Here is a 23,168-nt window from a genome sequence, read left to right as displayed (position 1 = left end):
AATTCTTATCCTTTAGTCATGATTCACTCATTTTGGCTTAGTTTGTAATGTCGAAAATAACGCCCACTTTAGCGGCAATACTCATCTCATCCTGCATGGGCTTTTTGGTCGTTCAACTCGATGTCAGCGTGGTTAATGTTGGATTGAGCGCATTGAGAGAGGCGTTTAAAACCGACCTTACTGGCCTTCAATGGGTCATCAATAGTTATGCCTTAGTGTTTTCAGCGCTGCTAATTCTTGGAGGCGCATTAGGGGATAAGTTTGGTGCCAAAACTGTCTTTGCCTGGGGATTTGGCATCTTTACGTTCGGATCGATCGGCTGCGGGTTAGCCGACGGCATGGCAATGTTGATTACGCTGCGTGGTATTCAGGGAATTGGCGCTGCCCTGTTGGTACCCACCTCCTTAACGTTAATCAGGCTAACTTTCCAGGATGCAAATACCCGTCGTACGGCCGTTGCTATGTGGGGTGCCTGTGGAGGTATCGCTCTTGCTGCTGGACCGGTGCTGGGCGGCATCCTCATCCAGTATTTGGGCTGGCGAAGCGTGTTTTTAATCAATGTTCCCATTGGCCTTGTCGCAATTATCCTCATCCTGCGTTTTGCTCCAGCTTCTCCACGTGTTGATAAGAAAGTCGATGTGCCGGGTCAGATAGCAAGCGCTATTGCCATCGCTTCCCTGACATATGCCCTGACAGAATCGAGCGATCGGGGCTGGACAATGTTGCCTCTTGTAGCGTTATGTCTGGCAATCCTCTCAACCTTAATATTTACAGTCACGGAAAGGCATGTGGCGGATCCTATGCTGCCTCCTCGTTTAGTCAAAAATAAGATGCTGATTGCAATGTGCCTTAGTGGCGCCGTCATCAACCTGGTTTTTTACGGCACCGTTTTTGTTCTAAGCCTCTTTTTCCAGACCGTTAAAGGCTATGGTGCATTCCAGACTGGCATCGCTTTCATTCCTTTGACTGCCGTGCTGACCGTATCAACGATGATATCTTCACGAGTTGCACGTCGCGTTAGTGCGATACGTATCATCACCACCGGATTTAGCGTGCAAATTATCGGATTTTTATTGTTATCCCAATTATCGGTTAACTCATCTTTATGGCTACTGAATGGCGCACTAATGCTGGTCGGTATGGGTAGCGCGATGTCAGTACCCTCAATTACAAATACGATGCTCGCTTCAGTTTCACAGCACGATGCCGGTATATCCTCGGGTTTGATGGCGTCAGCAAGACAGTTAGGTGGGGTCGTTGGCGTCGCTATCTTTGGGGCGCTAATAACACATACCGATACTGCAACATTTTCGCGCGGTATGGCTAAAGCGATGCTGCTCTCTGCCTTGGTTTTGTTGTTCTGCATAGTGATAAATCTCGTTATGACGAGACGCGCACGCGAAGCAGTCGAGATTTAGTTCTCACTGTCAAGATGGATGCCGACATTGAACACAACCATTGCAAACGCCCTGTTTGTTAACTCGAAATGAACTGCCCCTTTATCATGATGCATGACCAAATTTACACTGTAAATTAGAGTTATCAGGGGGTATTGGAGTCATAGTTCCCATCTGGCAAACTGTCCGGCAACGCTCATAGCTGCAGGTAAATAAGTCTATTTTCAGGTGATCAACTGTTATGGCAGTAATCGCTAATGAAGATAGCGCCTTCATGTTATGATATACCCCGGTACAGTATGTGAGGATGTATGCCACACTCTCCTGAAGATAAAAAGCGAGCGCTTAACAGAATTAAAAGGATACAGGGTCAATGCGAAGGCATTCAGCGATCGCTGGAAGCTGGGGTGGATTGTGCTCCTGTATTGATGCAAATGGCTGCTGTCAGAGGCGCAATTAATGGTCTGATGACCGAGATCCTGGAAAGCTACATAAAAGAAGAGTTCGCAGGGAAGTTAACATCCGAAAGCGGTAGCGATCAGGAGATCGGTGAACTGGTTAAATTAGTTCGCTCTTATTTTAAGTAATCAGTTTGACGGTGGCTCATTCAGGGCCTTGGTGAAGCAGCGTTTTTTGGCGCTGCTTTTTTATGTCTACAGTTAAGAAGCTCAGTCTATTAAATTATCATCGTTAAATTATTTGAACGAGCCGCCATTAATCTATGTGCTAAAGTTTGTTCAGTATTTTACGGACGATCAATATGACTATTTCAAGCAATCAGAAAACCGGCCCCATAGCGATAAATTATTCAATTAAATCAGATGACTGCAATAGTAGAGATCTTGTTTTGCACGCAGTTGTCAGAGACATTATAAAGTGGATTGATGGCAACCTTGATGTAAATCTTAGAGTTGATGTTATTACCAGAAAAAGTGGATATACCCACTGGTATTTTCAACGAAGATTCAAAGAAATAACCGGAATATCAATAGCGGATTACATCCGGATTTGTCGTGTTATAAATGCTACCAGTGCGCTAATCACTACCGACAAAAACATTATGTCGATCGCAATGGATAATGGTTTTAGTAGTCAGCAAACCTTCACGCGCGTCTATCGTCATTACGTTAACGAACCACCAGGAAGCATCCGCAAGGCCTATTGTGGCGAACCTGCATATGTTGAAAATATGAGGTCAGAAATGTTTCAGAGCTATCCTTTCTTCCAGAGTAGAGAAACGACTCATTAACCTTTTCTCACTTTCTTTTATGGCGATAGTTAACAGCGGTCGCCGCTCTCATTGCTTCATCATAAAGAGAGCGTTTGCAAAGGTTATGGTTGCTAATAACAATTACCTTGTCTTTTAATTTAATTATAAAACAACAGTTTGAATTGATTTTATTGTGAAATTCAAAAATCACATATACCCTATGGGGGTATGCGATCTATACTCTCCCTACTCGATAGACATTTATCACCTCTTTAGAGCGGCGTGACTAGCATTTTGCGAATAACCACTCCGCTCAATCCGAACCCTCAATTAAGTGGAGTGCAGTTATGAAATCACGCGCTGCTGTTGCATTTGGCCCAGGCCAGCCTTTAAAAATTGTTGAAATTGACGTCGAGCCACCACGCGCTGGCGAAGTGTTAGTAAAAATCAGTCACACCGGCGTCTGCCACACTGACGCCTTTACCTTATCAGGTGATGATCCTGAAGGCGTTTTCCCTGCAGTACTTGGACATGAAGGTGCTGGCGTAGTCGTTGAGGTTGGCGAAGGTGTTACCAGCGTAAAACCTGGCGATCACGTCATTCCTCTTTACACCGCTGAATGTGGCGAATGCCTGTTCTGCAAATCCGGCAAGACCAACCTGTGCACCGCAGTGCGTGCCACCCAGGGTAAAGGCCTGATGCCAGACGGCACAACGCGCTTCTCATACAACGGTCAGCCGATCTACCACTACATGGGTTGCTCAACTTTCAGTGAGTACACTGTGGTGGCTGAAGTCTCTCTGGCGAAAATAAATCCAGAAGCCAACCACGAGCATGTTTGCCTGCTCGGCTGCGGTGTAACCACCGGTATCGGCGCTGTTCACAATACGGCAAAAGTGCAGCCTGGTGATTCAGTGGCCATATTCGGATTGGGTGGCATCGGTCTTGCAGCCATTCAGGGTGCGCGTCAGGCGAAAGCGGGCCGCATCATTGCTATTGATACCAACCCATCCAAGTTTGAGCTGGCTAAGCAGTTCGGCGCAACAGACTGCATCAATCCAAACGATTTCGACAAACCGATTCAGGAAGTCATTATTGAAATGACTGGCTGGGGTGTCGATCACTCTTTCGAATGTATCGGCAATGTGAACGTGATGCGTGCAGCGCTTGAGTCTTCACACCGTGGCTGGGGTCAGTCGGTCATTATTGGCGTAGCCGGTGCGGGCAAAGAGATTTCCACACGTCCGTTCCAGTTGGTTACGGGCCGTCAGTGGAAAGGCTCTGCATTTGGTGGCGTTAAAGGCCGCAGTCAGCTGCCAGGAATGGTTGAAGATGCCATGAAGGGTGAAATTGAGCTGAAGCCATTTGTTACTCACACAATGTCACTTGATGACATTAATGATGCATTTGACCTGATGCATGAAGGCAAATCTATCCGCACCGTTATTCACTACTGATCTCTCAACGCATCAGGTGCGGCGCGCTTGTCGCACCTGTTTAATCAAGGATTAATTCATGAACGTTCAGAAAATCCATCCAGCGGTAGACGCCGGCATTAAAGCTGCAAATGAGCATTTTTCTGGTGGCGTGCTGCATTGCCACTGCACGGAAAATCAGGTTGAAGTAAAGCTCGATAGCCAGACCTTGTTTAATCACGCCTGTGGTTGCACGAAATGCTGGAAACCTTCAGGTGCTTTATTCTCACTGGTTGCAGTTGTTCCCAAAGGTAAAGTCTCTGTAATCGCAAACGCAGAGAAATTGAAAGTCGTTGATGAAAATGCCCTGATTAGACGTCATGCCTGTACCCAATGTGGCGTTCATATGTATGGCCGCATTGAGAACGAGCAACATGCATTTTACGGTCTGGATTTTGTTCATACTGAACTGTCTGATGCCGAAGGCTGGTCTGCGCCAGGATTTGCAGCTTTCGTTTCGTCCATTATTGAAAGCGGTGCGCCTGTTTCTAAAATGGCCGACGTCCGTGAGCGCTTGTCTGAGCTGGCGTTGACGCCATACGATTGTCTGTCACCAGAACTGATGGACATGCTGGCAGCTCACAGCGCCAAACAGGCTGGAACCTGGCAGGAATAAACGTCTCACAGTGAGTGTCGGGTGTTAATATTTTCTACTATAAAAACGATATGCAATGATGCTTAGCCGGTTACTCACCTCGCAGTAACCGGCTTTTTTTGTACCTGAATCATGTGGAATGAATCGCTGTAATTCCGAGGTGGTGGGTGATCTCACGGACAAAAACAAATCCTGCGAGCACCTGCAACGCCTCTTCCGATAAAGAGAGTGGATGGTAGGAAATATCATCCGCCAGTTTATTGAAGGCTTCCTCAATGTGCTCGGGTGTGGCTAAAGATGCATCGTCTAAATAGCCAGTACACACGGCCTTTAACAAAGGATCTCGGCTGCTTGCCTCACCATGGATCGGGGTGATTGTCGAATCGGATTCAATAATCTCCTCAGTGCGATAAATCATCATTTCAAGGTGCCAGGCGGTAAGCGATGTCTGCGCCGTTATTCCGGATAGGATGTAATCCAGTCCTCTCGCTATATCAATTTTTTTGCCTGATTCGGGCCAGAAAAAATGTGTGCTTTCACGTAATAGGGAAAATTCAGCGTTAATCATTTCACACCCTCAAGCTGTTAAAGGAGGTCGTTAAGCGTCCGTCTAACGTTGAACGCGTTAAAAATAGATGACATCATAAACGCCACTAACTGGCTCATCTACAACAAGGTGTTTCTAATGGATCGTCTTACCAGTATGACGGTTTTTACGCGTTCCGTAGAATTGGGCTCATTTACCGCCGCTGCTGAAGCGCTGGATATGTCGCCACAGCTGGTTGGAAAAAACGTTTCCTTCCTTGAACAACATCTGGGCGTTCGCCTGATAAACCGTACTACCCGACAGCACAGCGTGACTGAAGCTGGCCGCGACTTCTATGAGCGGGCAAAGATTATTCTTGCTGAGCTCGAGGCAGCAGAATCCTTTGCAGCCGAGACACGGGCGACACCGCGAGGCCGCATCCGTATTAATGCTCCTGTCACCTTTGGCGTTCATGCGCTTGCACCACTGCTGCCGGTTTATCTTAAGCAGAACCCTGATGTTACGGTTGAACTGATGCTGGCGAACAGAATGGTAGACCTGATTGATGAAGGTTTTGACATCGTTTTTCGGGTTGGACATCTCCCGGACAGTGGTTTGGTTGCGCGCGCGTTACATCCATACCAGCTGATTGCCTGTGCTTCACAAGCTTATCTGGATGATGCGCCGCCTTTGGTCCATCCCAGCGATCTCAGCCAACATGAGTGCCTGATTTTCAGTCATACCTCGTTGAGAACACATTGGGAGTTTGAAAGCGCTGAAGGGATGCTACGTGTTGCCATTGATGGAAAGTTGATGCTGGACAGTGGAGAGGCGCTCATCAATGCTGCTCGCGCCGGACAGGGCGTAGCGCTACAACCTGCAGAGCTGGTTAGGCCTCTGATTGATGAAGGCTACCTGGTGCAGGTATTGAGCGCGTTTAAAATTCCCACGCGTCCTTTGCATATTCTCCACGCACCCGATCGTCGCCTGACGCCTAAGGTACGCAGCTTCCTTGATTTTGCTTCAGACCACTTTGGTTCCGGGCGGCTTTGAACATCTGCCGCCCATAAACATCGGCTCAGATAGCGATGTCGTCATTGAGATTAACCTGGGATTTTACGGCCATCTCTTTGCGCCATGCATCAACCATCAGCGGCCATTTAATATCTTTAACGATGGATAACGAGCGCAGTAGTGGGAAAAGACGAATATCTGTGAGCGAGAAATGCCCGGTCTCTTTCTCTTTCTGCGAGAGCAACACCTCAAGAATCTCGAGTTTCGCGTTTATCTCAGTCACCATGGTTTCAGTTTGTTCCAGCAAACGCGGGAAAGGACCGAAGACGGCTTCTTTTTTACTGACGAAATATTTTCTCGCCGCATCCTGACGAAACTCTTCAAAATCAGCGCTTGCCCAGCGCGGGATCGCCAGCGGATAAATCACTTTTGTCGCCTCTTCCATCCAGGCTTCGATGGCTGGATCGTCAGTCACGGTCAGGACAGAAGCTCCATAGTTCTCATCAATGTACTTAACGATGTCCAGGCTTTCGCCAATCGCTTCATTGCTCTCTGTAACCAGTACTGGGAGCATTTTTTTACCGATGAGGCGAGTTGGTGTTTCTTCGTCATCATTTGGCAGGGCAATGATTTCGCACGCAACATCTTTTAAGCCAAAAATCATGCGTGAGCGCACGCAGAACGGGCAGTGATCGTACACATAAAGTTTCATAGCGGAGTCTTTCATCGTTTTTAATCTACAAAATTAACGGGTAAATCCATCAAAAAGCGTCATATACACGGCACCAAACGGATCTAAACGTTTACGGATTTCATCATCGGGTTCGCCGTAAACGGTCAGGCCAGTGATGGTGACTAAAGAGAGAAAAGTTTCGGCGAAAGGTGCGAATGTATGATCAACATGGCTCACCAGGTCTTGCTGACGATAACGCTCAACGATGTGCGCTGTTTTCTGATCGTCGCTGACGCTGTAGACATAACTCAGCGTGCCGGGTTCTTTACTGGTGGCTTCTACAACGCGTGAAACCAATTCTTTAAACGCAGGAAATTGTCCGTCATTAACGGCCAGATTAAACACGCAGGTAATTTCATTTTTCATCGTAATCTCCAGAACTATGGGAGCAGGCGAACGTGCAAAGAAGAGAGGCAGACATTCCCCGCTAGAGGAATATGCCGTTATGCGCTGGGGCATAACGGCGAATTTGACTAAGATGCGCTGCTGGTCAGCTCGACTTTTTCAGCGTCTCGGCAAAAATTTCACCTGAGATTGCCCAGTTGTCGGTGGTTACGTCGTTGAAAATGACATAGACATACTGTGGGTCAACTTTAGCGTGGGTTGCGATAGCTTCAGTCACTGCTTTAGCGATAGCAGGTTTAGCATCATCACGACCATCGAACATCTGGATATTAACTACTGGCATGGTAGAACCCCTTCATGAGTGGATGAATTGTCAGACAACCTGACGTTGAAGAAATCCTACGCTGATAGCTGAGGTGGATAAACAGGCTCAAAGGGGACAGAGTGTAGAACTGATGTCTACAATCATTCGAATGCTTTTTGTGTCGCTAATTCGATCAACTCATCAATGATAAAACGTACGCCGGGTAGCAAGTGTCGGGCGCGGGGCCATATGACATTTAACTCGGTGGGCGCTGGATTGCAGGCGGCAAGCAGGGGAACCAGTTTTCCTGCTTGTATATGTGGTCGTAAAAGCGCTTCAGGAAACTGAATCAAACCGGCACCCGCAATGCAGGCATCGATCATGGCATCGCCATCACTGATTTGATGAAAAGGTGTGGGTTTAAGTCTGATGTCCTTGCCGCTCTCGTCACGAATTAGCCAGCTAAGCGGTGCGCCGCCGCGCCAGGCAAGAATACAGCGGTGCCCGGCCAGTTCGGTCAGCGTCTCAGGCTTACCGTACGTCGAAATATAGGCGGGTGATGCGCAGATAATCAGATGCTGGTCGTTCAGCTTACGCGCGATAAGATCGGTGGTGTCTTTAACTGGACCAAAGCGGATGGCAAGATCAAAACCAATATCCAGTGGGTCAATGATGCGATCGTTAAACGTGATGGTTAGCTTCAGATGTGGATAGCGCTTAGTCATGTCCATCAGTACCGGCATCATCACCGATCGGCCAAAGGCAGCAGGCAGATCGATCCTCACTGTTCCCGTGGGTTCCGTTAGCTTTGAACGCAGCGCCATCTCGGCCATTTGCAGGGTTTCCAGCGCACTCTGGCAGCTTGCCAGATACGCTTCGCCTTCCGTGGTCAGGCTGATTTTACGCGTGGTGCGATGAAAGAGTGGAATGCCGAGATTATGCTCAAGTCGCTGAATACTTTTGCCAATGGCCGATTTCGACACGCCCAACTGTTCAGCAGCTTCGGTAAAGCTACTTGCGTTAGCCGCCGTCACAAAGTGGACGATGCTGCTGAAAGATTCGGTTGAAATCACTGTTGGCATCGTGAGCGCCTGGATGAAAATCAGAGGGTTACTTTAGCGTAAACTCGAAATGCAAAACAGCGAACTGGAAGGATCATCTTGTCGAAAGGCACTCGGCCAAAACGTGGGGGCAAGGAATGGTTGAATGGCGAACAATCTGTTCGCCATCTTCAGAAATCTTATTTTTTTACTGTCGTAGGTTTGAGGGCAAATTTGCCGTCGCCGGTCAGTGCCAGAACAATCAGACCAACAATCCAGAATGCAGGGAATTCCCAGCCACCGTTAGGATTAGTAAAGAAGAAGCCTGCAGGTCCGTGGACTGTGACAATCGCGCCCAGTAACACCGGAATCAAAACCACAGCAACAATTCGAGTGTAAATACCCAGAATCAATGCAATCGCGCCAATTAACTCGACTGCCATGGTCAGGTAAGCCAGACCACCCGGCAATCCTAGCGATGCAAAAAATTTAGCGGTACCTGCCGGTGTGAAGACAAAAAACTTCAGCCCGAAGTGCGCAAGAAAAAGGATGCCTAAAGACAGGCGCATAACCAGAGCTGCATAAGGTGTTGTACGGGTATCAAACATGGTGTGTTCCTCTCATTAAGTTGATGAGAGAACTCTACACTTATTCCTTTGAGGATATTATCCGGTTAAAAAAGGTGACTTTATTTCCAAATTGGAAATTAATCCCAATGAGGTGCTCCATCAAAGGCTTCAACCAAAAAATCGATAAGTGCCCGGGATTTATGGGCAATATATTTAGCCGGTGGATAGACGGCATAAAGCCCCATTGGCGGTGCTTCGTAGGATGGAAGAACGGTCTGCAGTTTACCCGCTTTAAGCGCCTTGCTGACCACAAACGAAGGCAGGCGGGATATGCCTAACCCTGCAGTGGCTGCATTTAAACAAACTTCGGCATTGGAGAATTTCATCCTTCCTTTAACAGGCTGAGTGATGAGTTGCTTGTTCTCATTCAGAAATGGCCACAGGTAAGGCTCACGAAAGTTCGTGTCCACCACGCAGTCATGCTCAGTGAGTTGCTCCCAATGGCTGGGTGTTCCCCGCGCGGAGAGGTAGTCAGGAGAGGCGACAAGAACAATCCTGATATCACAGAGTTTTCTGGCAATTAAGCTGCTGTCCTCTAACTTTCCAATACGTAAGGCCAGATCAAAACCTTCATCGATAACGTTTACCAGGCGGTCAGCAAAACGCACGTCGAGTTCAATATCAGGATATCGATGTGCGAACTCAATTAATAAATCTGGCATTTGTAGTGTGCCGAAGGTAACCGGCGCTGAAATACGTAATATACCTGAAGGTGTATTCGAGGAATTTCGGACCGAGTCATTGAGGGCATCATAGTTGGCGATGAGTTGACGAATCTGCTCGTAATAAGCACGGCCCACTTCAGTCGGGGTCAACGAGCGGGTGCTTCGTCGAAGCAAGGTTACTCCCAGATCACGCTCAAGGCGTGAGATCAGCTTTGATGCCTGTCCATGGCTGGCACCCAGGCGCTGCGCTGCCGCCGTAAAACTACCGGTTTCCATTACCGCTATGAACATGCGGTCACACTCAATTCTTTCCATAATCCCTCGGGTTGGTCGTCACCCTTCATTAAAAACAAATCATATACAAAGCATCTATGAAATGGACATTTATTTCATTTTGTTCCGAATCTAAGGTGTGAAGCATTAACGCTCAAATCTAGGGGGTTGAGCTCAATTCTTGAATACCGAGGTTAATACTATGGAAGATAATAAGCTAACGGGCCTGAACCGCTGGCTGTCGGATTTTCTGACGCCAGTCAGTGCCCCGCAATGGCCAGGAGAAATTCCACACGAGGTTGACTCACCAATCGGCAAGTTGCGCGGTAGCCGGTCCGACGGCGTCTATATTTATCGTGGCATTCACTACGCGCAGCCACCAGTGGGAACGCGTCGTTTTGCGCCTCCTGTTCCAGTTCATCCATGGGAAGGCATCAAAGATGCGACTCAGTTTGGACCGATGAGCTATCAAGATGGCGAGGGTAATTTCTCCGAAGACTGCCTGTATCTGAATATCTGGAGCCCGGAGGTCAGTAATACAGCGGCACTCCCGGTTTACGTTTTCATTCATGGTGGCGGCTACGTTTTAGGAAGTGGCTCCCAACCACTTTACGAAGGAAAACACCTGGCTCAGCAAGGTATCGTGGTTGTCACTCTGAACTATCGTCTGGGCACGTTGGGCTTTCTGCCCTCTGCTGCTGCGTATGAAGAACATGGCACTACGGGAAACTGGGGGCTCCTCGATATTGTTGCTGCTCTCAAATGGGTTCAGGACAATATCCGGGCATTTGGTGGTGATCCTTCGCGCGTCACGGTGGGGGGAGAATCAGCTGGCTCTTACGCGGTCAGTACGCTGATTGTTTCTCCGCTTGCGAAAGGCTTATTTGATCAGGCGATTATGCAAAGCGGAAGCCTGCCCAACGCCACGGCGGTTGCGCCAGAAAATGTTCTCTCTCTTAAACAGGCCCACGGTAAGGCATCACGTTTTTTTGATAAGTTGGGATTGAAGGACGATGCAAAAGGTCTAGCCGCTTTAAGGGAAGAGCCTGCCTATAAATTGCTGGCCGTATCTGCACAGTCAACTCTGCAGCCGCCGCAAGTCGCCGGTTTCTGGCCCGTGCCTGACGGGCATGTTTATCATGCTGACCCCATTGAAACTGTCGCCAAAGGTGAGATAAACCCGGTCAGGTTGCTTGCAGGGTTTAATACCGATGAAGGCAGCCTTTTCGTACCGCCAGATGCAACTGAACAGCATTACGTCTCATTAATTAATAGTGCCTTTGGTAGCCGTGCCGCTGAGGTTTTGCAACGTTTTCCGGTCAATATGGAACACAGCGCTGCTGCACGCATGAACCAACTCATTACTCTGGGATTACTGCGCAGCGGTCTATATCTGTATGCCGATACGCTGGCACGTCACCGCGAAGTCTATATCTATCATTTCGATTATGTCGATCCGGATATCGCTGCGACAGGATTGGGCGTTATTCATGGCTCTGAGTTAAAGTTTATTTTCAATAATCTTATCGATTATGATGACTGGAATGAAGATTCAATTCAGGTTGCACGCGAAATGCAATCGGCGTGGATTAATTTTATTAAGTATGGCAATCCCAATGCGCCGTCTGAAAACCAGCTATGGCAAAAATATGATCCCGCGTCGCCGCAAGAGTTGCATATTGCTGAAGAAAGAACAATGCAGCAGGTTTTAGACCGGGATGATGTGGTGTTCATTAATCAACGATTACAGCGTCAGCGCTAAATCAGTATTATCATTAATAGCGGCATAAAATTAGCCGCTATTAAATCACTCGCTTACAGGTGTGACTTTTAAATCTTTGAACCATGCAACCGTGCCTGACTCAATCCAGATGCCAACACCACCCTGTGCTGAACTACCCAACTTGAGGTCATTGACCATGAAGGCAGGTGTGGGATTGTTATTCAAATACAGTGTGGCATGCTGGCCAGTGACCACGATTTTCATATGTATCCATTCGTCAGGTTCAATATCAGCGTAAGTTTCATAGCGTTCCGGGGCTTCTTTACGCAGCCTGTCGAAACGAAAGTTCGGATATGCAAAATACTGAACGCTGTGATTACGACGAACTTGATCCTGCGACTGGCTATTGGTTGGACGTAGGTAAATATTTTCAAAACTGCCATCTGGCTGAATGCGAAATGACACGCCCGCAAAACCTCTCGCGTAGTCAGGCGCTCCTGTCGCCAGCGTACTGGCGAGATCTACTTCAATAATACCGTTATGAAAGCTGACGGGTAACCATGCCATGAAGTTACGATCGGTTAATGTCTCTTTGTTTGGATCTTGCCAATGATTGGAGGGTAAAGACATCCGCATTGCTTTACTTCCTTTAAAATTACCGTCCTCCAATGTGACACCTATCAAGTTAAATTCCTCAACAGGCTTAAGTAGCGCTGTACTGGCATCTGAGCTGAAGGCAAGAATGCAGCCAACCGTTAACAATCCACTTTTTTTAATCATGAGTGAAGGCCTTAAAAATTGAGTCGTGTTTTCGTCAGATTACGATAGTCGCATTACTAATAAGGATAAATATTAACGTGGTATCGACAGAATATATGTTTTGTTTGGAATGGCCTTAATCTGGTCTATCCATGTAAAAATATTAAGTAATGGAGAATGTAAGTCTTTGCTGTTGGCACACGCAGGTAGGTATATTTTTAACACGCCTCCTAATGCTGTAAAAACGACTTGGATGCCTTGGCCAGCTTTCATGAAGAACCTGAAGTAATGTGATGGATTATATCCACAACAGAATCCAATTCGATTTCAGGATAGTGTTCACGCATGCCCAGAAGTAACCCATCATCTGTCCACTCGTTCTGCTTACCCAGATAAAAGGCAACTGCAGATAACGGCATCTTCTCGACCTTAGTCACCAACACTAAGATCTTATCCGAAACATCCGAAGCATTTACGTACAACATTGGGCCCGGGACTATCTTCTTCTCCCGCCAGCGTATGGTATGCGTTTTAAGTCCTGACCGAACTTCAGGTAGCAAGCGTGAAACGATTTTAAGGCTCTGCACAAATACTCCTTCAAGGTTAAGAGTGGGTTATCGCTAAGCATAATAGGACGCAGAGGTGCGCTGATAAGATATGCCTATCAGCGCGATAGTTAGCCCGATCACAATACCAGCATTTATTGTTAACATTGAAATGGTAACCATGGTTATCATTATTCCATCGAAAGCAAACAAGCTTTCAACCATACATACTAAGGAATATGACCATGAAAACTATCAAAGCAATGTCTATCGCCGCTGTAGCCGCTCTTTCACTGATGTCAGCAGCAAGCTTCGCGCAAACCGTTACTGCGACTTCCCTGACACTGGATGGTGCTGAAGCGAAAATCGCCGCACAGGCACAGCAGCAGGGCCAACAGTATAAAATTCTTGAAGCCAGCAATGGCAATGTTGTTCACATGACCGCTGAGCTGTACAAATAACAGATGGTCTCAAATGGAAGTTCCAGAAGAGGTCGCCCTATGGGCGGCCTTTTTTGCGTTTGAATCTATAAGGTGTTTTTGCCTTGTCCCCGGTTCACTAAAACACTTAGGTGTTATCTAGGGCCCTGTTCTCAGCTTAAAACAAATTGCGAACTGTGCTTTTCGCTGATAGCAGACCTTGCAGCGCGCGCATGTCCACTCAAGGCCAAATGCTGTTCTTTTAACCTTGAGGCACCATAGCTGTGATACATTGGGTAACGCAACAATACTGGATTGTACGAAAGCCACTTGGAAGATGGGATAAACACCGAGGCAATAAGAATAACTGAAATATGTAGATCCATTTTTTGTTATATTTCAATCTCGATCCTTGTTAACAAACTGGAAAAAGATGAATTGTGGATTTTGTGGCACTCACGTGCCTGATGGTTACACGGTCTGTACCGGTTGCCAAGCTGTTTACAAATCAGAATCTGGTGTGGGTTGCCGTTCTGCCATACCAATGTTGATAGGGCTATTTATATTGCTCCTATCACCCTTTGTTGCCATGTTTACTGTACATAGCCCATATACTCGCACTATCATTATTACTCTTGGCTTAGTTCTTACTATTTTTGGTTGGAATCGATTGAGAAATCTTAATAAAATCACCCCTCGCATAGGAAAATGGTACAGGAAAAATTCTTAATGACACTCTCAAGCATGCCCACCAGTAGGCCTGCTAGTTGACCAATCAACTTGCCTGTTTAATGCCTTGCTCTACACAAAATAAGGTCCGCTGCTCGCTCAACGCGGACCTTTAGAACGTCTACTTCATGATAAAAATACGCTATTTTTTCATGACATCACCAGTAGAAAATAAATCATCTGGTGATGTCATGGAGTGCTAAGTTATTACATTCTTGAATGACTTAATATCTGTATGTAACCCTAACTCCCTCTCAAGCGTCTTTCCAGCAACATCTAAATTTATATCTATATATTCCATTGTCGTTGTTACGCTTCGGTGTCCTAATAGTCCCCTTACCATTTGGAGATTTCTATCAGGAGATTTCATTAACTCTGTAGCTAATGTATGCCTGAAGCGATGTGGAGACACTTGAAATCCACACTCTTTAGATAGACGTCTAAAAAAAGATTTTATTGGTTGTAATGTGGGTATATCGGGTAATTTATCGCGCTCGAGCTCATTACATAAAAATCGATTTACATCAAATAGGGCGTCATTTGGTTCGGCTCCATGCTTTAATGCTTTATGAATCAGTATGTCTAATTTTAATTTTAGTGGTCCTACGACAGGCACCCGCCATTCTCTGTGTGTTTTGCTGCCATCCAGACGTAATTCAATCCAGTTTTCTTCAAGATTGATGTCTTTCAAGCGCAGATGCATCAACTGATTAACACGCATGCCTGTATAGCGAAGAGTGTCCAATACAGTGATCCAGTACCATGCAGGATAGAGTGCACAACGCTTCATTTCTGCTGTTGTGATAACAGCATCCATATCGGCGTATTGCTGCATCAGCAGGTAGACGCGTGTTAGTTGTTGTCTTGATAGAGTCTTTTTTCGCTTATTGTCAGCACGAACTGACACATCGTTAAAAGGATTTTCAACCTGAGAAACGAGGTTTGCTTTGATAGCAAAATTAAGAAGCGCACGCATATGCGCAACTTTGTTATTCCAGGTGTTGGCCGATGAGCCCTCGACATTGATCACATGCCTTCGCCACTGCTGAATATCACGACGGCTGATGTCTCCTGGCTTTTTATCCTGACCATAATACTTACGGAACACGTTAACCACCTTGCGATAGCTCCACTCCGTATCCGGGCGGAGCACCTTCACAAAGAAGTATTCATCGAGCAAAAATTCCCAGCTAGTATCGTTTACCTGACTCATGACATTTCCTTCAATCAGCAATTTAACCGCTGCTCCCTAAGCAGCAACTCTCCTCCTTACACCTTCCTGAAAAGCGTCAGGGAACCACCAGAAACTGACTGTCATCAGGCACATGATTGGCCTGAAACAGCACTGTGGATTTGACCAGATAGCCTTTCACACGTTTATAAGGGCCGTTACGGTCGGCACTGTTGTAGAGAGTGGCAAACGTGAAGCGCTTGCCGTTGTTACGCCGATGTCGGTTAAGTCTTTCAAACCCTGCCTGAACGTTTTCACGTTCGTCTGCAGACTGACCGGTATGTTTCAGATAACGATAAAAAATGCCCGGTACCAGCAAGAAAACAAAACCTGCGACCAGTTGCACACGTGAATCTGCTTCATTGCATGCTATCGTTCCATTTTCGAGACCCTCACTCAGCCAGTACCAAAAGGCCTCGCCGACCTGTTTCTTAGAAATTTGTGAGCTTGTCCCAGGTGTTACAAGGGCCGATTCTTGATCAGGTTTAAAAGTTTGATAAGCATTTGTGACGTTTTGTTGCTCACTTTCGGAAGATCCGCAGGCCTCGAAATCGATCGCTGTTAGATCGCCACCTGCATTTATTCCTATTTTTTGGGTTTGATTTGCATCTAAATCAGAACCAACACTCCGTATCGCATCATAGGATTTGGATCGTGAATCTAATTCAACATTACCTTCAGCGATTAAACTTTCATTACCCAGATTAAAGTATTGTTCGTAAGCATAATCAATTTCAGAGTTTAGCGGGGCTTTGTGCGTTTTAACGTCCATTGCACGCAGATTGAATTCCCCGTTATTAACGTGAATATTTGCAGCTGAATTTTGTGACTTATCAATGAGTAGATCTGAAACCTTGTTGATTAAATCGTGGATCTGTTTTTCAGGCGATTCGAATCCAGCCAACTCTAAATAAAAGCAATTTCTTGCTTCGGGCTGAGTTTCAAGCCACTTGAGTGCTTCTTTCGGCAACATGGCAACAGTAAAAGCGAGGCGAGTTACGCCTGCAGCTTCAGAGCCAAAATCAACGTGATTAAGCTGGAAGCGGAACTGTTGTTGCGGCGCAACAGATAGCGGAGTCCAGCTATTGCCATCATCAAATTCCCCCTCAATGTTCAGCAACTCCGGAACAGACCAGTAGAGAGCCACCCAAAACACCAGGCAATTCCAGTGGCTACTCTGCGCTGATTGATCCTCTGGCAAAGCATTGGCTGGCAGAATCATGCCTTTAGCCAGTTGCATCATTACCACGATGTTTTGCAGCGTCAGGTCAAGTAAACCGCCGCTGTAACGCCATTCAGGAAAGCGTTCAGCGGGCAGATTTTGATAGCGTTCTGATAGCGCCTGTAGCGGCTCTAGGCAAAATGAATTGAACAGTGGTCGTGACAGCAAAGAACTCTGCCAGATCTTTTTTACCTGCATCTGCCGCGCCGGTGTGCCAAGCAACGCTTGATAGTTTTGCGGTGTGAAGTAGCCTTCGCGTTTAGCCGGAATTGACGGCTTAATAGTGCTGCGTCTTAACTTGTATTGTAATTTTGGGAACATGATTCACCTCCGGATCGGAGGCACTATCGTTCCAGGCGGCAACTAATCACAGCCTAAAATCATTTTTGGAAAATGCTATTTAATGCCCGTCAAAAAAGAAACCATCCCCAAGGAGATGGTTTTGGTTTCAGGCGGCGTCTTCTTCAACCTCTGCATTGAGCGGCTTCAAAAGGTATTCAGATGCTTCACGCGCCATGCGGCTTGCGCGGAACAACGCCTTTTTGTCTGACTTCAATATCGTCAACCAGTGATCGATATAGCTATCGTGCTGCACCTCACCGTACACACCTAAGTGAGCACACAGGAATGCGCTACCCAACTCAGCAATCAACTCCTCAAATGCATAGACAGGATCGCCAAACCGACGCGTTGTTGAAGTGATGCCTTCACGGTTTAGACGCTTTACATGTCCACTGGAATGCACCAGCTCATGTAGCAACGTTGACCAGTAATCCGCGCTGGTAAAAAACTGCGACGTTTTCGGTAAGACGATTCGATCAGCAGCAGAATTGTAATACGCACGATTTTGTTCGACGGAAGTCACCTGCACGCCAGAAGCGTTAAGCATCTCCAGTATTTGCCCATGCGTATCAGCATCCAGCTCGCCATCATCCTGGTCATTCAGATTTATGGCAGATGTTGGTGCAACGGATTCAGGCAGGTCATCGCACTGCTGCACGTTAAACAATGGAATGCTGCGCAACATGATGCGTTGTTCCATAACCGGATCGCCTTGCGCATTTCTGCGTGTCTGGCCAGCTTTGTCAGTGGACTCAACCTCAAACGGTTTGAAGAAAACAGCAATGGTCGATTTCTCACCCTTACGAACGTGGCCACCCAGCGCTTGCGCCTGTTTCCATGTCAGCCAGCGGTTGGAATGAAAGCCTTGCTCCTCGGCAGCTAACCACAACAACATGATGTTTACGCCGTTGTAGTGGCGGCGGGTAGCAGCGTTGAATGGTATAGGTGATTCAGCGGAACGCTTGCTGTCTCGCCACGGTTTACGCCAGGGTAAAACACCGCGCTCAATCGAAGCGACGATTTTGTCAGTGACCTGCTGGTAAAGATCGATTTGGTTGGTTTGTGACTTACGGGATTTGCGTTTGGTCGGCATGGGATACTCCTTACGTGGCGTATCCCTTCCCGTAATGGCGAAGTGATACGCCACTGGGCAGGTTGAAATTGAGGGTGATTACTCGGGGTTATTGAGGATTGCTTCAGGTATTGGCCACTGGCCACCTAAGTGCTTAGTTAGCCACTCCTGAACATCAAGCCATTCCGCAAGCGTGCCATCCGATGAGATGGCATAGCAGCCGATGCAGAATCGATGTGCCAGCAATAGTGTGGCTTTCACCATAAAGTCATATGGCCGGTCTGGTGACCAGTTGAACGATGTCTTACAGAATTCACTGCCAGACGAATGTTGGCCAAGGAAGAAACTTTCGTACTCAAGATCTTCCTTCTCTTCGCCGTTAAATGAGATAGCGGGTTGTCGAATGCCGCTTTGTACTATCAGGTCAGCGGGCTGCAAAAGTGGATAACGGCCATCGCTCGTGCAAAGCACCAACGGTTGCTTAAAACCGGGAACATGCCGGTTTTGTATTATCAAAAACACGTTTGATAGCTGTACGGTGAATAGTAACCACTGGTCGTCAGGGACTGATTTCAGTTGGGTGTAACAATGGCAATAGCCCATAGGTAAATCCTCCAGATGTGAAAAAAGGGGGATTTATCCGCTAACGGGAGTAAATCCCCGTTAGGGTGGGTAAAGCGTGCCGTTAGGCGAGGTGATGAGAGAACCTTAACCATCGTGGATGGCACCCGCTCTAAAGGTGTGCGGATATAGGGACCGCCAGTTGGCGCTTCTTTCAGGTCCGTGAAGCTTCAGTTCATGCTTGGTATTCCGAAAAACCGTGCAAAACACTAATTCTAGCAGTTGTCAATTTTAGCATATTTCATTACCTTAGTGATTATACAATTTTAACTTAGAAGACATGGAATTATGAGTCAATTGCCTATCATTGGTTTGAATACTTCAAAAGCAGCCAACTCCACTAATCTGATTGATGCTTTGAACTCAGAACAACAGCGGGTAATTAATGGATTCGTTACTAAAATGCCTTGGGCCTTAGTTAAGGAGGCATTTAAGTATTTTGAAATTGACGACGTCGGAAGCAATCAGAAGGTTAAAACTGCAGAAAATTTAGTATCCTACTTGAATAGTGAGATTAAGGTAAATAAATCCGAAACGCTAGACTTATTAAAAGATTTGAGATTTCAATTACTTAACAATATTGGCTTTGGTGATAAAGGGATTTATAGCTATAAATCCAACTCAAAACAAATGAAGGCAGTGGATTCAGCTTTGTCTACACTATTGCCTAAAAAAGATTTCGCCACTTTCATTAAGAGTGAGAGTGAGGTCACTAATTCCAAAGTGAGTAAACCAAAGTTAGTATCGAGAGATGTAGGAGGAAAAGTTACCAGGTTTATTTTCTCCAGCATTAAAACGATCGAGAAAACTACAAAGTTAGACCCTGCGAATCATGAAGGATTAGAAACATTTTCCAAGCTGTATGGGAAGGAAATAATTAAAAAGCAATACTTTGATTCCATAACACTTGATTATGATGCTAACAAAATAAGAATCATGATCGATAATTCTGATAATGAATCGCTAGACTTTAGCGCATTTTATAGGCAAGAGTTAATAAAAATAATTAAAAAAGAAGCTGGGGTTGATTTAACCTCAAAAGAAGATGATGTTTTTCATGTGGTTACTGATGTATGTGAGCAAAAGAAGCTTCCATATTCCACATTGAGATATTCAGTACATGAGCTTAACTTCGTCAGTATTGAAGGCACTAATTACAAAGAGAAAAAAAGCCCCTCTAAACCGGATGTTCGTAAGGACGCTTTCCATTCCGCAGGAGAAAAAGGTGCAAATGGAAATATTAGCTTTTACCGCGTTGGAATTAACTTTAACAAGCAATTAGTTAAACCTGATTATAAGTACAAACTAATCCTAACTATACCTGGTACCTTCAAAAGGTGTATTGGTGGAAACGCTGCTGAAAAAATTGATATTTTCATTATTAAAAGCTGCATGTCTTATGATGATTATGTCACGATAAGTAAGGTCATGGTGTAAATCATGAAGATAGCAGATTTGATACCGGAGGTAAGTAACAGGATATTCTTGTTGGAGAATGTCGACAAAAAAATCAAAGGCATCTCAGCAATTTTCTTGCATGAATTATCTAAAACTAATTCAGATGCTGAGTCGCTTATGCTTACAATGCCCGCGTTCAGAAAATTACTCGAAAAGTCTAACAATGAGGATTTTGGCATTGCATTATTAGCGTTGCTGTTTAGGCCCGAAGTGAACTTCCTTAAGTTTGAATATTTTTTCATTGACGACAGCACGAATGATAATGATGGTGAGATTGGAACGGTCAGTCATGAGGACGTGTTACGAGCTGAAGAAATCGGGTATCTGAACAATCCTATAACTAAAGATGATGATTACGACTATAGAAGAAAAATTTATCCCAGCCTTATAGTTACAGAAGACTACTTAAATACATATCAGGAGGGGAAATGATCAACTCATCTCTTTTACTGGGCAGTGGCGCCAATATTGCTAATATGAGTGTTGAAGAGTTTGCTTTCATCAAACATTTAACAATGCTACAAAACGCAAAAACTTCTTGGTCCACCTTTGAAAACTATGTATTAGGTATTTTAAAAAAAGCAATTGAAGAACTTCAGAAAAATGCTAATGTTTTTAAATTCGATGATACAACAGAAGACGCTTATACAGCTTACTTATTAGCACATTTCAATAGCGATGCTATGTTTGGCCTGTCATATACCCATGATGGAAATAGCCGTGGCCATGCAGATATGACTGTTCAATACTCTAACTTCACTTGGCATGGTGAAGCAAAAAAACACTCTAGTTATGATTATCTACTTGATGGATATTTACAGCTAACTGAACGTTATACGACCGGTGACTCAAATAATCAGTCAGGGGCTATAATTATTTACGTCAAAAACAAAGACACATTGAAAGTGATGAATAATTGGAAGAAACATTTGATTTCCAATAAGGGAAAGACAGTTATATTTAGCTCTAGTAATGGTAAGCAACTTATTCTAGACAGTACGCACAAACACAGTGCAAGTGGGCTTAAGTTCAAAACCATCCATTTCCCAGTCATTCTTTATTATAAACCAATAGTCTGAAGAGATTACTTTAAGTAAATTGATTTTATATAAGCCCCCCTACCATCACCATGCCCCAAATCCATTGAAACCATGGCCTCAGCTTCTTTCCTGCTGAGGCCATTTTTCATATGCCACTTTGTAGCTTCTCGCGAATAAGCATATCTCAGACTGTGCGGTGCTTCTTTCCCTGATAACCCTGCATCCTTAGCCACATTTCGGTAGCGATCGATCGCGCTCCTCAGCCCAACTTTATCAACCAACTTACCGCCATGTTCTGTGCAGTATGCCACCGCAGCATTTAAGCTGCGCACCAGCTCATCGCGCCTGACGACAGTTGTGTCTCTAGGTCTACCACCTTTGGTCCCGAACACCACCCGCAATCTTTCATCCCCACGCGCCAGCGCCTGCTGCCACGTCTTAAGCGATTTTGCTGACTGTACCGCTTCCTCCGTTCGCAATCCGAGATAGCGTGCAATCTCCATTGCCAACGCAACACCTTCGTCTTTGCTGCGTACGAGGGCGAGCGCCTCGTGAAAGCGCTCGTCCGTAATTGCCGTCTTTGATCCGGCTCGACTGGCACCAGATAGAGTGAGCGCTTCATTACTCAACTTTTCATGCTTCGGATCGGCCAGTTTTGTTCTGCCTGCAGTGGTCAGAATCGCGCGCAGCGCTGCCATCTCGTTTTGTAGTGTGCGTTTTGAAATATCATCCGCCAGGCGGCTACGCACGTAATGCTCGATGTGATGGGTCTTAATATGGTTCACGTCCCTGATCTGGATGTTGAGTTTCAGCATCTGCTCAGCCAGCCGTGCTGCTAAGCGCGAACGATCGGCGACGGTTTTGAAACTGCCTCCAGATTGTCTGGCCAACGTCACCAGTTGTTTGCTGAACTGCTTGTTTCCTCGCGACATACATCCTCCCAAAACATCTCTACCCCGACGACACGGTTTCAGGTTGCGCTTCCTGCGTCTCAGCGGATATCTGTGCATCGGGGCGGCGAAATGTTGAGTTGTTGCGAGGTCTCCACAGCTCTCAGAGCTGATCGCGGCTAATGCCGGTTCCTGATTACTCAGGACGCCTCCGTCCGTCAGTTTCGCTGACGTCGCCTTGATATCGCGTTGATTTCCTCCTCAGATAAGTTGCCAACGTTCATAAAATGTTGGGGCTGTTGATGGTTGTAATAACGGACTACGTCTTGGTCAGACGGTAAGCGTCGTCGCAGAAAGCCGTATTACGTGGTGTTGACGTATACGCGCTGCGCGCGTCACTTGGTTGTTGCTACGCGCCAACGCAAGTGACGCCGCGCAGCTTCTGCCTGTATTTACGAGGTTCGTTTGTCGCCAAATGTTCCAAATGGCGGAAACGATCGCGCAAATTGGCCGTGCGCTGTAGCTGATATTGATGAGATGAAGTTGATTGAACCGTAGTGAAGTGGTGGAAACCTTGGGCGTTGCTCTTGCCCGCTACTTGCAAAGGTTGAGTAGCTTGCCGGTTATCCCGGATGCAGCCGCCAAATGGCGTTTCTCACAGGCTGCTGAAACTTTCGCTGATGACCGCCGCTAAGGTGCCCCTTTCAGGTCATGAGGGCTTTGTTGGTTGCGTAAACAACTATGGCAACGCCCCCAAACTATCAACATTGCATTTGACGGTCAACTGATCCTACCCGCGAATAGTGGACACGAGACTAAGTGAGTAAACTCTCAACCAGAGGTGACTCACATGACAAAAACAGTATCAACCAGCAAAAAGCCCCGTAAACAGCATTCCCCTGAATTTCGCA

26 protein-coding genes are annotated in these 23,168 nt (G+C 46.2%); 12 read left to right on the top strand and 14 right to left on the bottom strand.

Features of this window, described 5'->3' with window-relative positions; genetic code table 11:
- Nucleotides 1–47: 47 nt before the first annotated feature.
- The 5 genes from LBW88_RS19515 to gfa all read left to right on the top strand — a co-directional run bounded on the left by LBW88_RS19515 (nucleotide 48) and on the right by gfa (nucleotide 4,698).
- Entirely contained in the window at nucleotides 48–1,418 is a 1,371-nt protein-coding gene (locus LBW88_RS19515) for an MFS transporter (protein WP_224933848.1), read from the top strand.
- 290 nt (nucleotides 1,419–1,708) lie between these two features.
- Nucleotides 1,709–1,984, top strand: a complete 276-nt coding sequence (locus tag LBW88_RS19510; RefSeq protein WP_101761843.1) for a metal/formaldehyde-sensitive transcriptional repressor — start codon at nucleotides 1,709–1,711, stop codon at nucleotides 1,982–1,984.
- Between the two features lie 173 nt (nucleotides 1,985–2,157).
- On the top strand, nucleotides 2,158–2,646 hold the full coding sequence (locus LBW88_RS19505; protein ID WP_224933847.1) for a helix-turn-helix domain-containing protein: 489 nt from the start codon (nucleotides 2,158–2,160) through the stop codon (nucleotides 2,644–2,646).
- Nucleotides 2,647–2,954: 308 nt separating this feature from the next.
- Entirely contained in the window at nucleotides 2,955–4,064 is a 1,110-nt protein-coding gene (locus tag LBW88_RS19500) for an S-(hydroxymethyl)glutathione dehydrogenase/class III alcohol dehydrogenase (protein ID WP_101761845.1), read from the top strand.
- Nucleotides 4,065–4,122: 58 nt separating this feature from the next.
- Nucleotides 4,123–4,698: an S-(hydroxymethyl)glutathione synthase gene (gfa, locus tag LBW88_RS19495; RefSeq protein WP_224933846.1), complete on the top strand. Its 576-nt coding sequence runs from the start codon at nucleotides 4,123–4,125 to the stop codon at nucleotides 4,696–4,698.
- Nucleotides 4,699–4,807: 109 nt separating this feature from the next.
- Here the strand turns inward: gfa and LBW88_RS19490 are convergent, their stop codons facing one another.
- Nucleotides 4,808–5,245 (bottom strand): hypothetical protein, encoded by a 438-nt coding sequence (locus tag LBW88_RS19490; RefSeq protein ID WP_224933845.1) that lies wholly within the window; start codon nucleotides 5,243–5,245, stop codon nucleotides 4,808–4,810.
- A gap of 117 nt (nucleotides 5,246–5,362) precedes the next feature.
- Here LBW88_RS19490 and LBW88_RS19485 point away from each other — a divergent pair, with 117 nt between their 5' ends.
- A complete protein-coding gene (locus LBW88_RS19485; RefSeq protein WP_224933844.1) occupies nucleotides 5,363–6,256 on the top strand; it encodes a LysR family transcriptional regulator in 894 nt (297 codons plus the stop codon).
- A 25-nt stretch (nucleotides 6,257–6,281) separates the two neighbouring features.
- Here LBW88_RS19485 and grxB read toward each other — a convergent pair whose 3' ends face one another.
- The 6 genes from grxB to LBW88_RS19455 all read right to left on the bottom strand — a co-directional run bounded on the left by grxB (nucleotide 6,282) and on the right by LBW88_RS19455 (nucleotide 10,248).
- The gene (gene grxB / locus LBW88_RS19480; protein WP_224933843.1) at nucleotides 6,282–6,929 is read right to left on the bottom strand and encodes a glutaredoxin 2; all 648 of its coding nucleotides are present in this window, start codon (nucleotides 6,927–6,929) and stop codon (nucleotides 6,282–6,284) included.
- A 33-nt stretch (nucleotides 6,930–6,962) separates the two neighbouring features.
- Entirely contained in the window at nucleotides 6,963–7,316 is a 354-nt protein-coding gene (locus tag LBW88_RS19475; RefSeq protein ID WP_224933842.1) for a putative quinol monooxygenase, read from the bottom strand.
- Nucleotides 7,317–7,440: 124 nt separating this feature from the next.
- The gene (locus LBW88_RS19470) at nucleotides 7,441–7,638 is read right to left on the bottom strand and encodes a tautomerase family protein (protein ID WP_101761850.1); all 198 of its coding nucleotides are present in this window, start codon (nucleotides 7,636–7,638) and stop codon (nucleotides 7,441–7,443) included.
- Nucleotides 7,639–7,760: 122 nt separating this feature from the next.
- Nucleotides 7,761–8,681: a LysR family transcriptional regulator gene (locus LBW88_RS19465; RefSeq protein WP_224933841.1), complete on the bottom strand. Its 921-nt coding sequence runs from the start codon at nucleotides 8,679–8,681 to the stop codon at nucleotides 7,761–7,763.
- 158 nt (nucleotides 8,682–8,839) lie between these two features.
- Nucleotides 8,840–9,247 (bottom strand): DoxX family protein, encoded by a 408-nt coding sequence (locus tag LBW88_RS19460; protein WP_007886514.1) that lies wholly within the window; start codon nucleotides 9,245–9,247, stop codon nucleotides 8,840–8,842.
- A 98-nt stretch (nucleotides 9,248–9,345) separates the two neighbouring features.
- Nucleotides 9,346–10,248, bottom strand: a complete 903-nt coding sequence (locus LBW88_RS19455; protein WP_224933840.1) for a LysR family transcriptional regulator — start codon at nucleotides 10,246–10,248, stop codon at nucleotides 9,346–9,348.
- Between the two features lie 160 nt (nucleotides 10,249–10,408).
- Between LBW88_RS19455 and LBW88_RS19450 the strand changes: the two genes are divergently transcribed.
- A complete protein-coding gene (locus tag LBW88_RS19450; RefSeq protein ID WP_224933839.1) occupies nucleotides 10,409–11,968 on the top strand; it encodes a carboxylesterase/lipase family protein in 1,560 nt (519 codons plus the stop codon).
- Between the two features lie 45 nt (nucleotides 11,969–12,013).
- On the opposite strand, the gene LBW88_RS19445 is transcribed toward LBW88_RS19450, so the two are convergent.
- Both LBW88_RS19445 and LBW88_RS19440 read right to left on the bottom strand, forming a co-directional pair.
- Nucleotides 12,014–12,709 (bottom strand): family 16 glycoside hydrolase, encoded by a 696-nt coding sequence (locus LBW88_RS19445; protein ID WP_224933838.1) that lies wholly within the window; start codon nucleotides 12,707–12,709, stop codon nucleotides 12,014–12,016.
- Nucleotides 12,710–12,957: 248 nt separating this feature from the next.
- A complete protein-coding gene (locus LBW88_RS19440; protein WP_224933837.1) occupies nucleotides 12,958–13,275 on the bottom strand; it encodes an ASCH domain-containing protein in 318 nt (105 codons plus the stop codon).
- A 203-nt stretch (nucleotides 13,276–13,478) separates the two neighbouring features.
- On the opposite strand from LBW88_RS19440, the gene LBW88_RS19435 reads away from it, so the two are divergent.
- Complete coding sequence (locus LBW88_RS19435; protein WP_224933836.1) at nucleotides 13,479–13,694, top strand: YdgH/BhsA/McbA-like domain containing protein; 216 nt, start codon at nucleotides 13,479–13,481, stop codon at nucleotides 13,692–13,694.
- 886 nt (nucleotides 13,695–14,580) lie between these two features.
- Here LBW88_RS19435 and LBW88_RS19430 read toward each other — a convergent pair.
- The 4 genes from LBW88_RS19430 to LBW88_RS19415 all read right to left on the bottom strand — a co-directional run bounded on the left by LBW88_RS19430 (nucleotide 14,581) and on the right by LBW88_RS19415 (nucleotide 18,851).
- Nucleotides 14,581–15,594, bottom strand: coding sequence for a tyrosine-type recombinase/integrase (locus LBW88_RS19430; protein ID WP_224933835.1), 1,014 nt, complete (start codon nucleotides 15,592–15,594; stop codon nucleotides 14,581–14,583).
- Nucleotides 15,595–15,670: 76 nt separating this feature from the next.
- Nucleotides 15,671–17,155: a TraI domain-containing protein gene (locus LBW88_RS19425; RefSeq protein ID WP_224933834.1), complete on the bottom strand. Its 1,485-nt coding sequence runs from the start codon at nucleotides 17,153–17,155 to the stop codon at nucleotides 15,671–15,673.
- 127 nt (nucleotides 17,156–17,282) lie between these two features.
- Entirely contained in the window at nucleotides 17,283–18,269 is a 987-nt protein-coding gene (locus LBW88_RS19420) for an ArdC family protein (RefSeq protein WP_224933833.1), read from the bottom strand.
- Between the two features lie 78 nt (nucleotides 18,270–18,347).
- On the bottom strand, nucleotides 18,348–18,851 hold the full coding sequence (locus LBW88_RS19415; protein ID WP_224933832.1) for a hypothetical protein: 504 nt from the start codon (nucleotides 18,849–18,851) through the stop codon (nucleotides 18,348–18,350).
- Between the two features lie 306 nt (nucleotides 18,852–19,157).
- On the opposite strand from LBW88_RS19415, the gene LBW88_RS19410 reads away from it, so the two are divergent.
- The 3 genes from LBW88_RS19410 to LBW88_RS19400 are packed head-to-tail and all read left to right on the top strand — an operon-like array spanning nucleotide 19,158 to nucleotide 21,406.
- The gene (locus tag LBW88_RS19410; RefSeq protein WP_224933831.1) at nucleotides 19,158–20,306 is read left to right on the top strand and encodes a hypothetical protein; all 1,149 of its coding nucleotides are present in this window, start codon (nucleotides 19,158–19,160) and stop codon (nucleotides 20,304–20,306) included.
- A gap of 3 nt (nucleotides 20,307–20,309) precedes the next feature.
- On the top strand, nucleotides 20,310–20,759 hold the full coding sequence (locus LBW88_RS19405; RefSeq protein WP_224933830.1) for a hypothetical protein: 450 nt from the start codon (nucleotides 20,310–20,312) through the stop codon (nucleotides 20,757–20,759).
- Entirely contained in the window at nucleotides 20,756–21,406 is a 651-nt protein-coding gene (locus LBW88_RS19400; RefSeq protein WP_224933829.1) for a hypothetical protein, read from the top strand. Before LBW88_RS19405 ends, LBW88_RS19400 begins: the two co-directional genes overlap by 4 nt.
- Nucleotides 21,407–21,411: 5 nt before the next feature.
- Here the strand turns inward: LBW88_RS19400 and LBW88_RS19395 are convergent, their stop codons facing one another.
- Entirely contained in the window at nucleotides 21,412–22,299 is an 888-nt protein-coding gene (locus LBW88_RS19395) for an integrase domain-containing protein (RefSeq protein WP_224933828.1), read from the bottom strand.
- A gap of 505 nt (nucleotides 22,300–22,804) precedes the next feature.
- Here LBW88_RS19395 and LBW88_RS19390 point away from each other — a divergent pair.
- Nucleotides 22,805–22,951, top strand: coding sequence for a hypothetical protein (locus tag LBW88_RS19390; protein ID WP_224933827.1), 147 nt, complete (start codon nucleotides 22,805–22,807; stop codon nucleotides 22,949–22,951).
- The last annotated feature ends 217 nt before the right edge of the window (nucleotides 22,952–23,168 follow it).

This window comes from Pantoea sp. alder81 (genome assembly GCF_020179835.1).
GTDB lineage: Bacteria > Pseudomonadota > Gammaproteobacteria > Enterobacterales > Enterobacteriaceae > Pantoea.
Note: the sequence above shows the minus strand (reverse complement) of the source record. Positions and strands in the feature narration are given on the sequence as shown.

Excerpts from the sequence above, each read along its gene's own strand:
- LBW88_RS19425 (WP_224933834.1), bottom strand. The coding sequence starts at position 17,155 with ATGTTCCCAAAATTACAATACAAGTTAAGACGCAGCACTATTAAGCCG.
- LBW88_RS19515 (WP_224933848.1), top strand. The coding sequence starts at position 48 with ATGTCGAAAATAACGCCCACTTTAGCGGCAATACTCATCTCATCCTGC.
- LBW88_RS19415 (WP_224933832.1), bottom strand. The coding sequence starts at position 18,851 with ATGGGCTATTGCCATTGTTACACCCAACTGAAATCAGTCCCTGACGAC.
- gfa (WP_224933846.1), top strand. The coding sequence starts at position 4,123 with ATGAACGTTCAGAAAATCCATCCAGCGGTAGACGCCGGCATTAAAGCT.
- LBW88_RS19510 (WP_101761843.1), top strand. The coding sequence starts at position 1,709 with ATGCCACACTCTCCTGAAGATAAAAAGCGAGCGCTTAACAGAATTAAA.
- LBW88_RS19405 (WP_224933830.1), top strand. The coding sequence starts at position 20,310 with ATGAAGATAGCAGATTTGATACCGGAGGTAAGTAACAGGATATTCTTG.
- LBW88_RS19460 (WP_007886514.1), bottom strand. The coding sequence starts at position 9,247 with ATGTTTGATACCCGTACAACACCTTATGCAGCTCTGGTTATGCGCCTG.
- LBW88_RS19490 (WP_224933845.1), bottom strand. The coding sequence starts at position 5,245 with ATGATTAACGCTGAATTTTCCCTATTACGTGAAAGCACACATTTTTTC.
- LBW88_RS19445 (WP_224933838.1), bottom strand. The coding sequence starts at position 12,709 with ATGATTAAAAAAAGTGGATTGTTAACGGTTGGCTGCATTCTTGCCTTC.
- LBW88_RS19395 (WP_224933828.1), bottom strand. The coding sequence starts at position 22,299 with ATGTCGCGAGGAAACAAGCAGTTCAGCAAACAACTGGTGACGTTGGCC.
- LBW88_RS19470 (WP_101761850.1), bottom strand. The coding sequence starts at position 7,638 with ATGCCAGTAGTTAATATCCAGATGTTCGATGGTCGTGATGATGCTAAA.
- LBW88_RS19475 (WP_224933842.1), bottom strand. The coding sequence starts at position 7,316 with ATGAAAAATGAAATTACCTGCGTGTTTAATCTGGCCGTTAATGACGGA.
- LBW88_RS19465 (WP_224933841.1), bottom strand. The coding sequence starts at position 8,681 with ATGCCAACAGTGATTTCAACCGAATCTTTCAGCAGCATCGTCCACTTT.
- LBW88_RS19400 (WP_224933829.1), top strand. The coding sequence starts at position 20,756 with ATGATCAACTCATCTCTTTTACTGGGCAGTGGCGCCAATATTGCTAAT.
- LBW88_RS19485 (WP_224933844.1), top strand. The coding sequence starts at position 5,363 with ATGGATCGTCTTACCAGTATGACGGTTTTTACGCGTTCCGTAGAATTG.
- LBW88_RS19450 (WP_224933839.1), top strand. The coding sequence starts at position 10,409 with ATGGAAGATAATAAGCTAACGGGCCTGAACCGCTGGCTGTCGGATTTT.
- LBW88_RS19500 (WP_101761845.1), top strand. The coding sequence starts at position 2,955 with ATGAAATCACGCGCTGCTGTTGCATTTGGCCCAGGCCAGCCTTTAAAA.
- LBW88_RS19430 (WP_224933835.1), bottom strand. The coding sequence starts at position 15,594 with ATGAGTCAGGTAAACGATACTAGCTGGGAATTTTTGCTCGATGAATAC.
- grxB (WP_224933843.1), bottom strand. The coding sequence starts at position 6,929 with ATGAAACTTTATGTGTACGATCACTGCCCGTTCTGCGTGCGCTCACGC.
- LBW88_RS19420 (WP_224933833.1), bottom strand. The coding sequence starts at position 18,269 with ATGCCGACCAAACGCAAATCCCGTAAGTCACAAACCAACCAAATCGAT.
- LBW88_RS19410 (WP_224933831.1), top strand. The coding sequence starts at position 19,158 with ATGAGTCAATTGCCTATCATTGGTTTGAATACTTCAAAAGCAGCCAAC.
- LBW88_RS19435 (WP_224933836.1), top strand. The coding sequence starts at position 13,479 with ATGAAAACTATCAAAGCAATGTCTATCGCCGCTGTAGCCGCTCTTTCA.
- LBW88_RS19455 (WP_224933840.1), bottom strand. The coding sequence starts at position 10,248 with ATGGAAAGAATTGAGTGTGACCGCATGTTCATAGCGGTAATGGAAACC.
- LBW88_RS19505 (WP_224933847.1), top strand. The coding sequence starts at position 2,158 with ATGACTATTTCAAGCAATCAGAAAACCGGCCCCATAGCGATAAATTAT.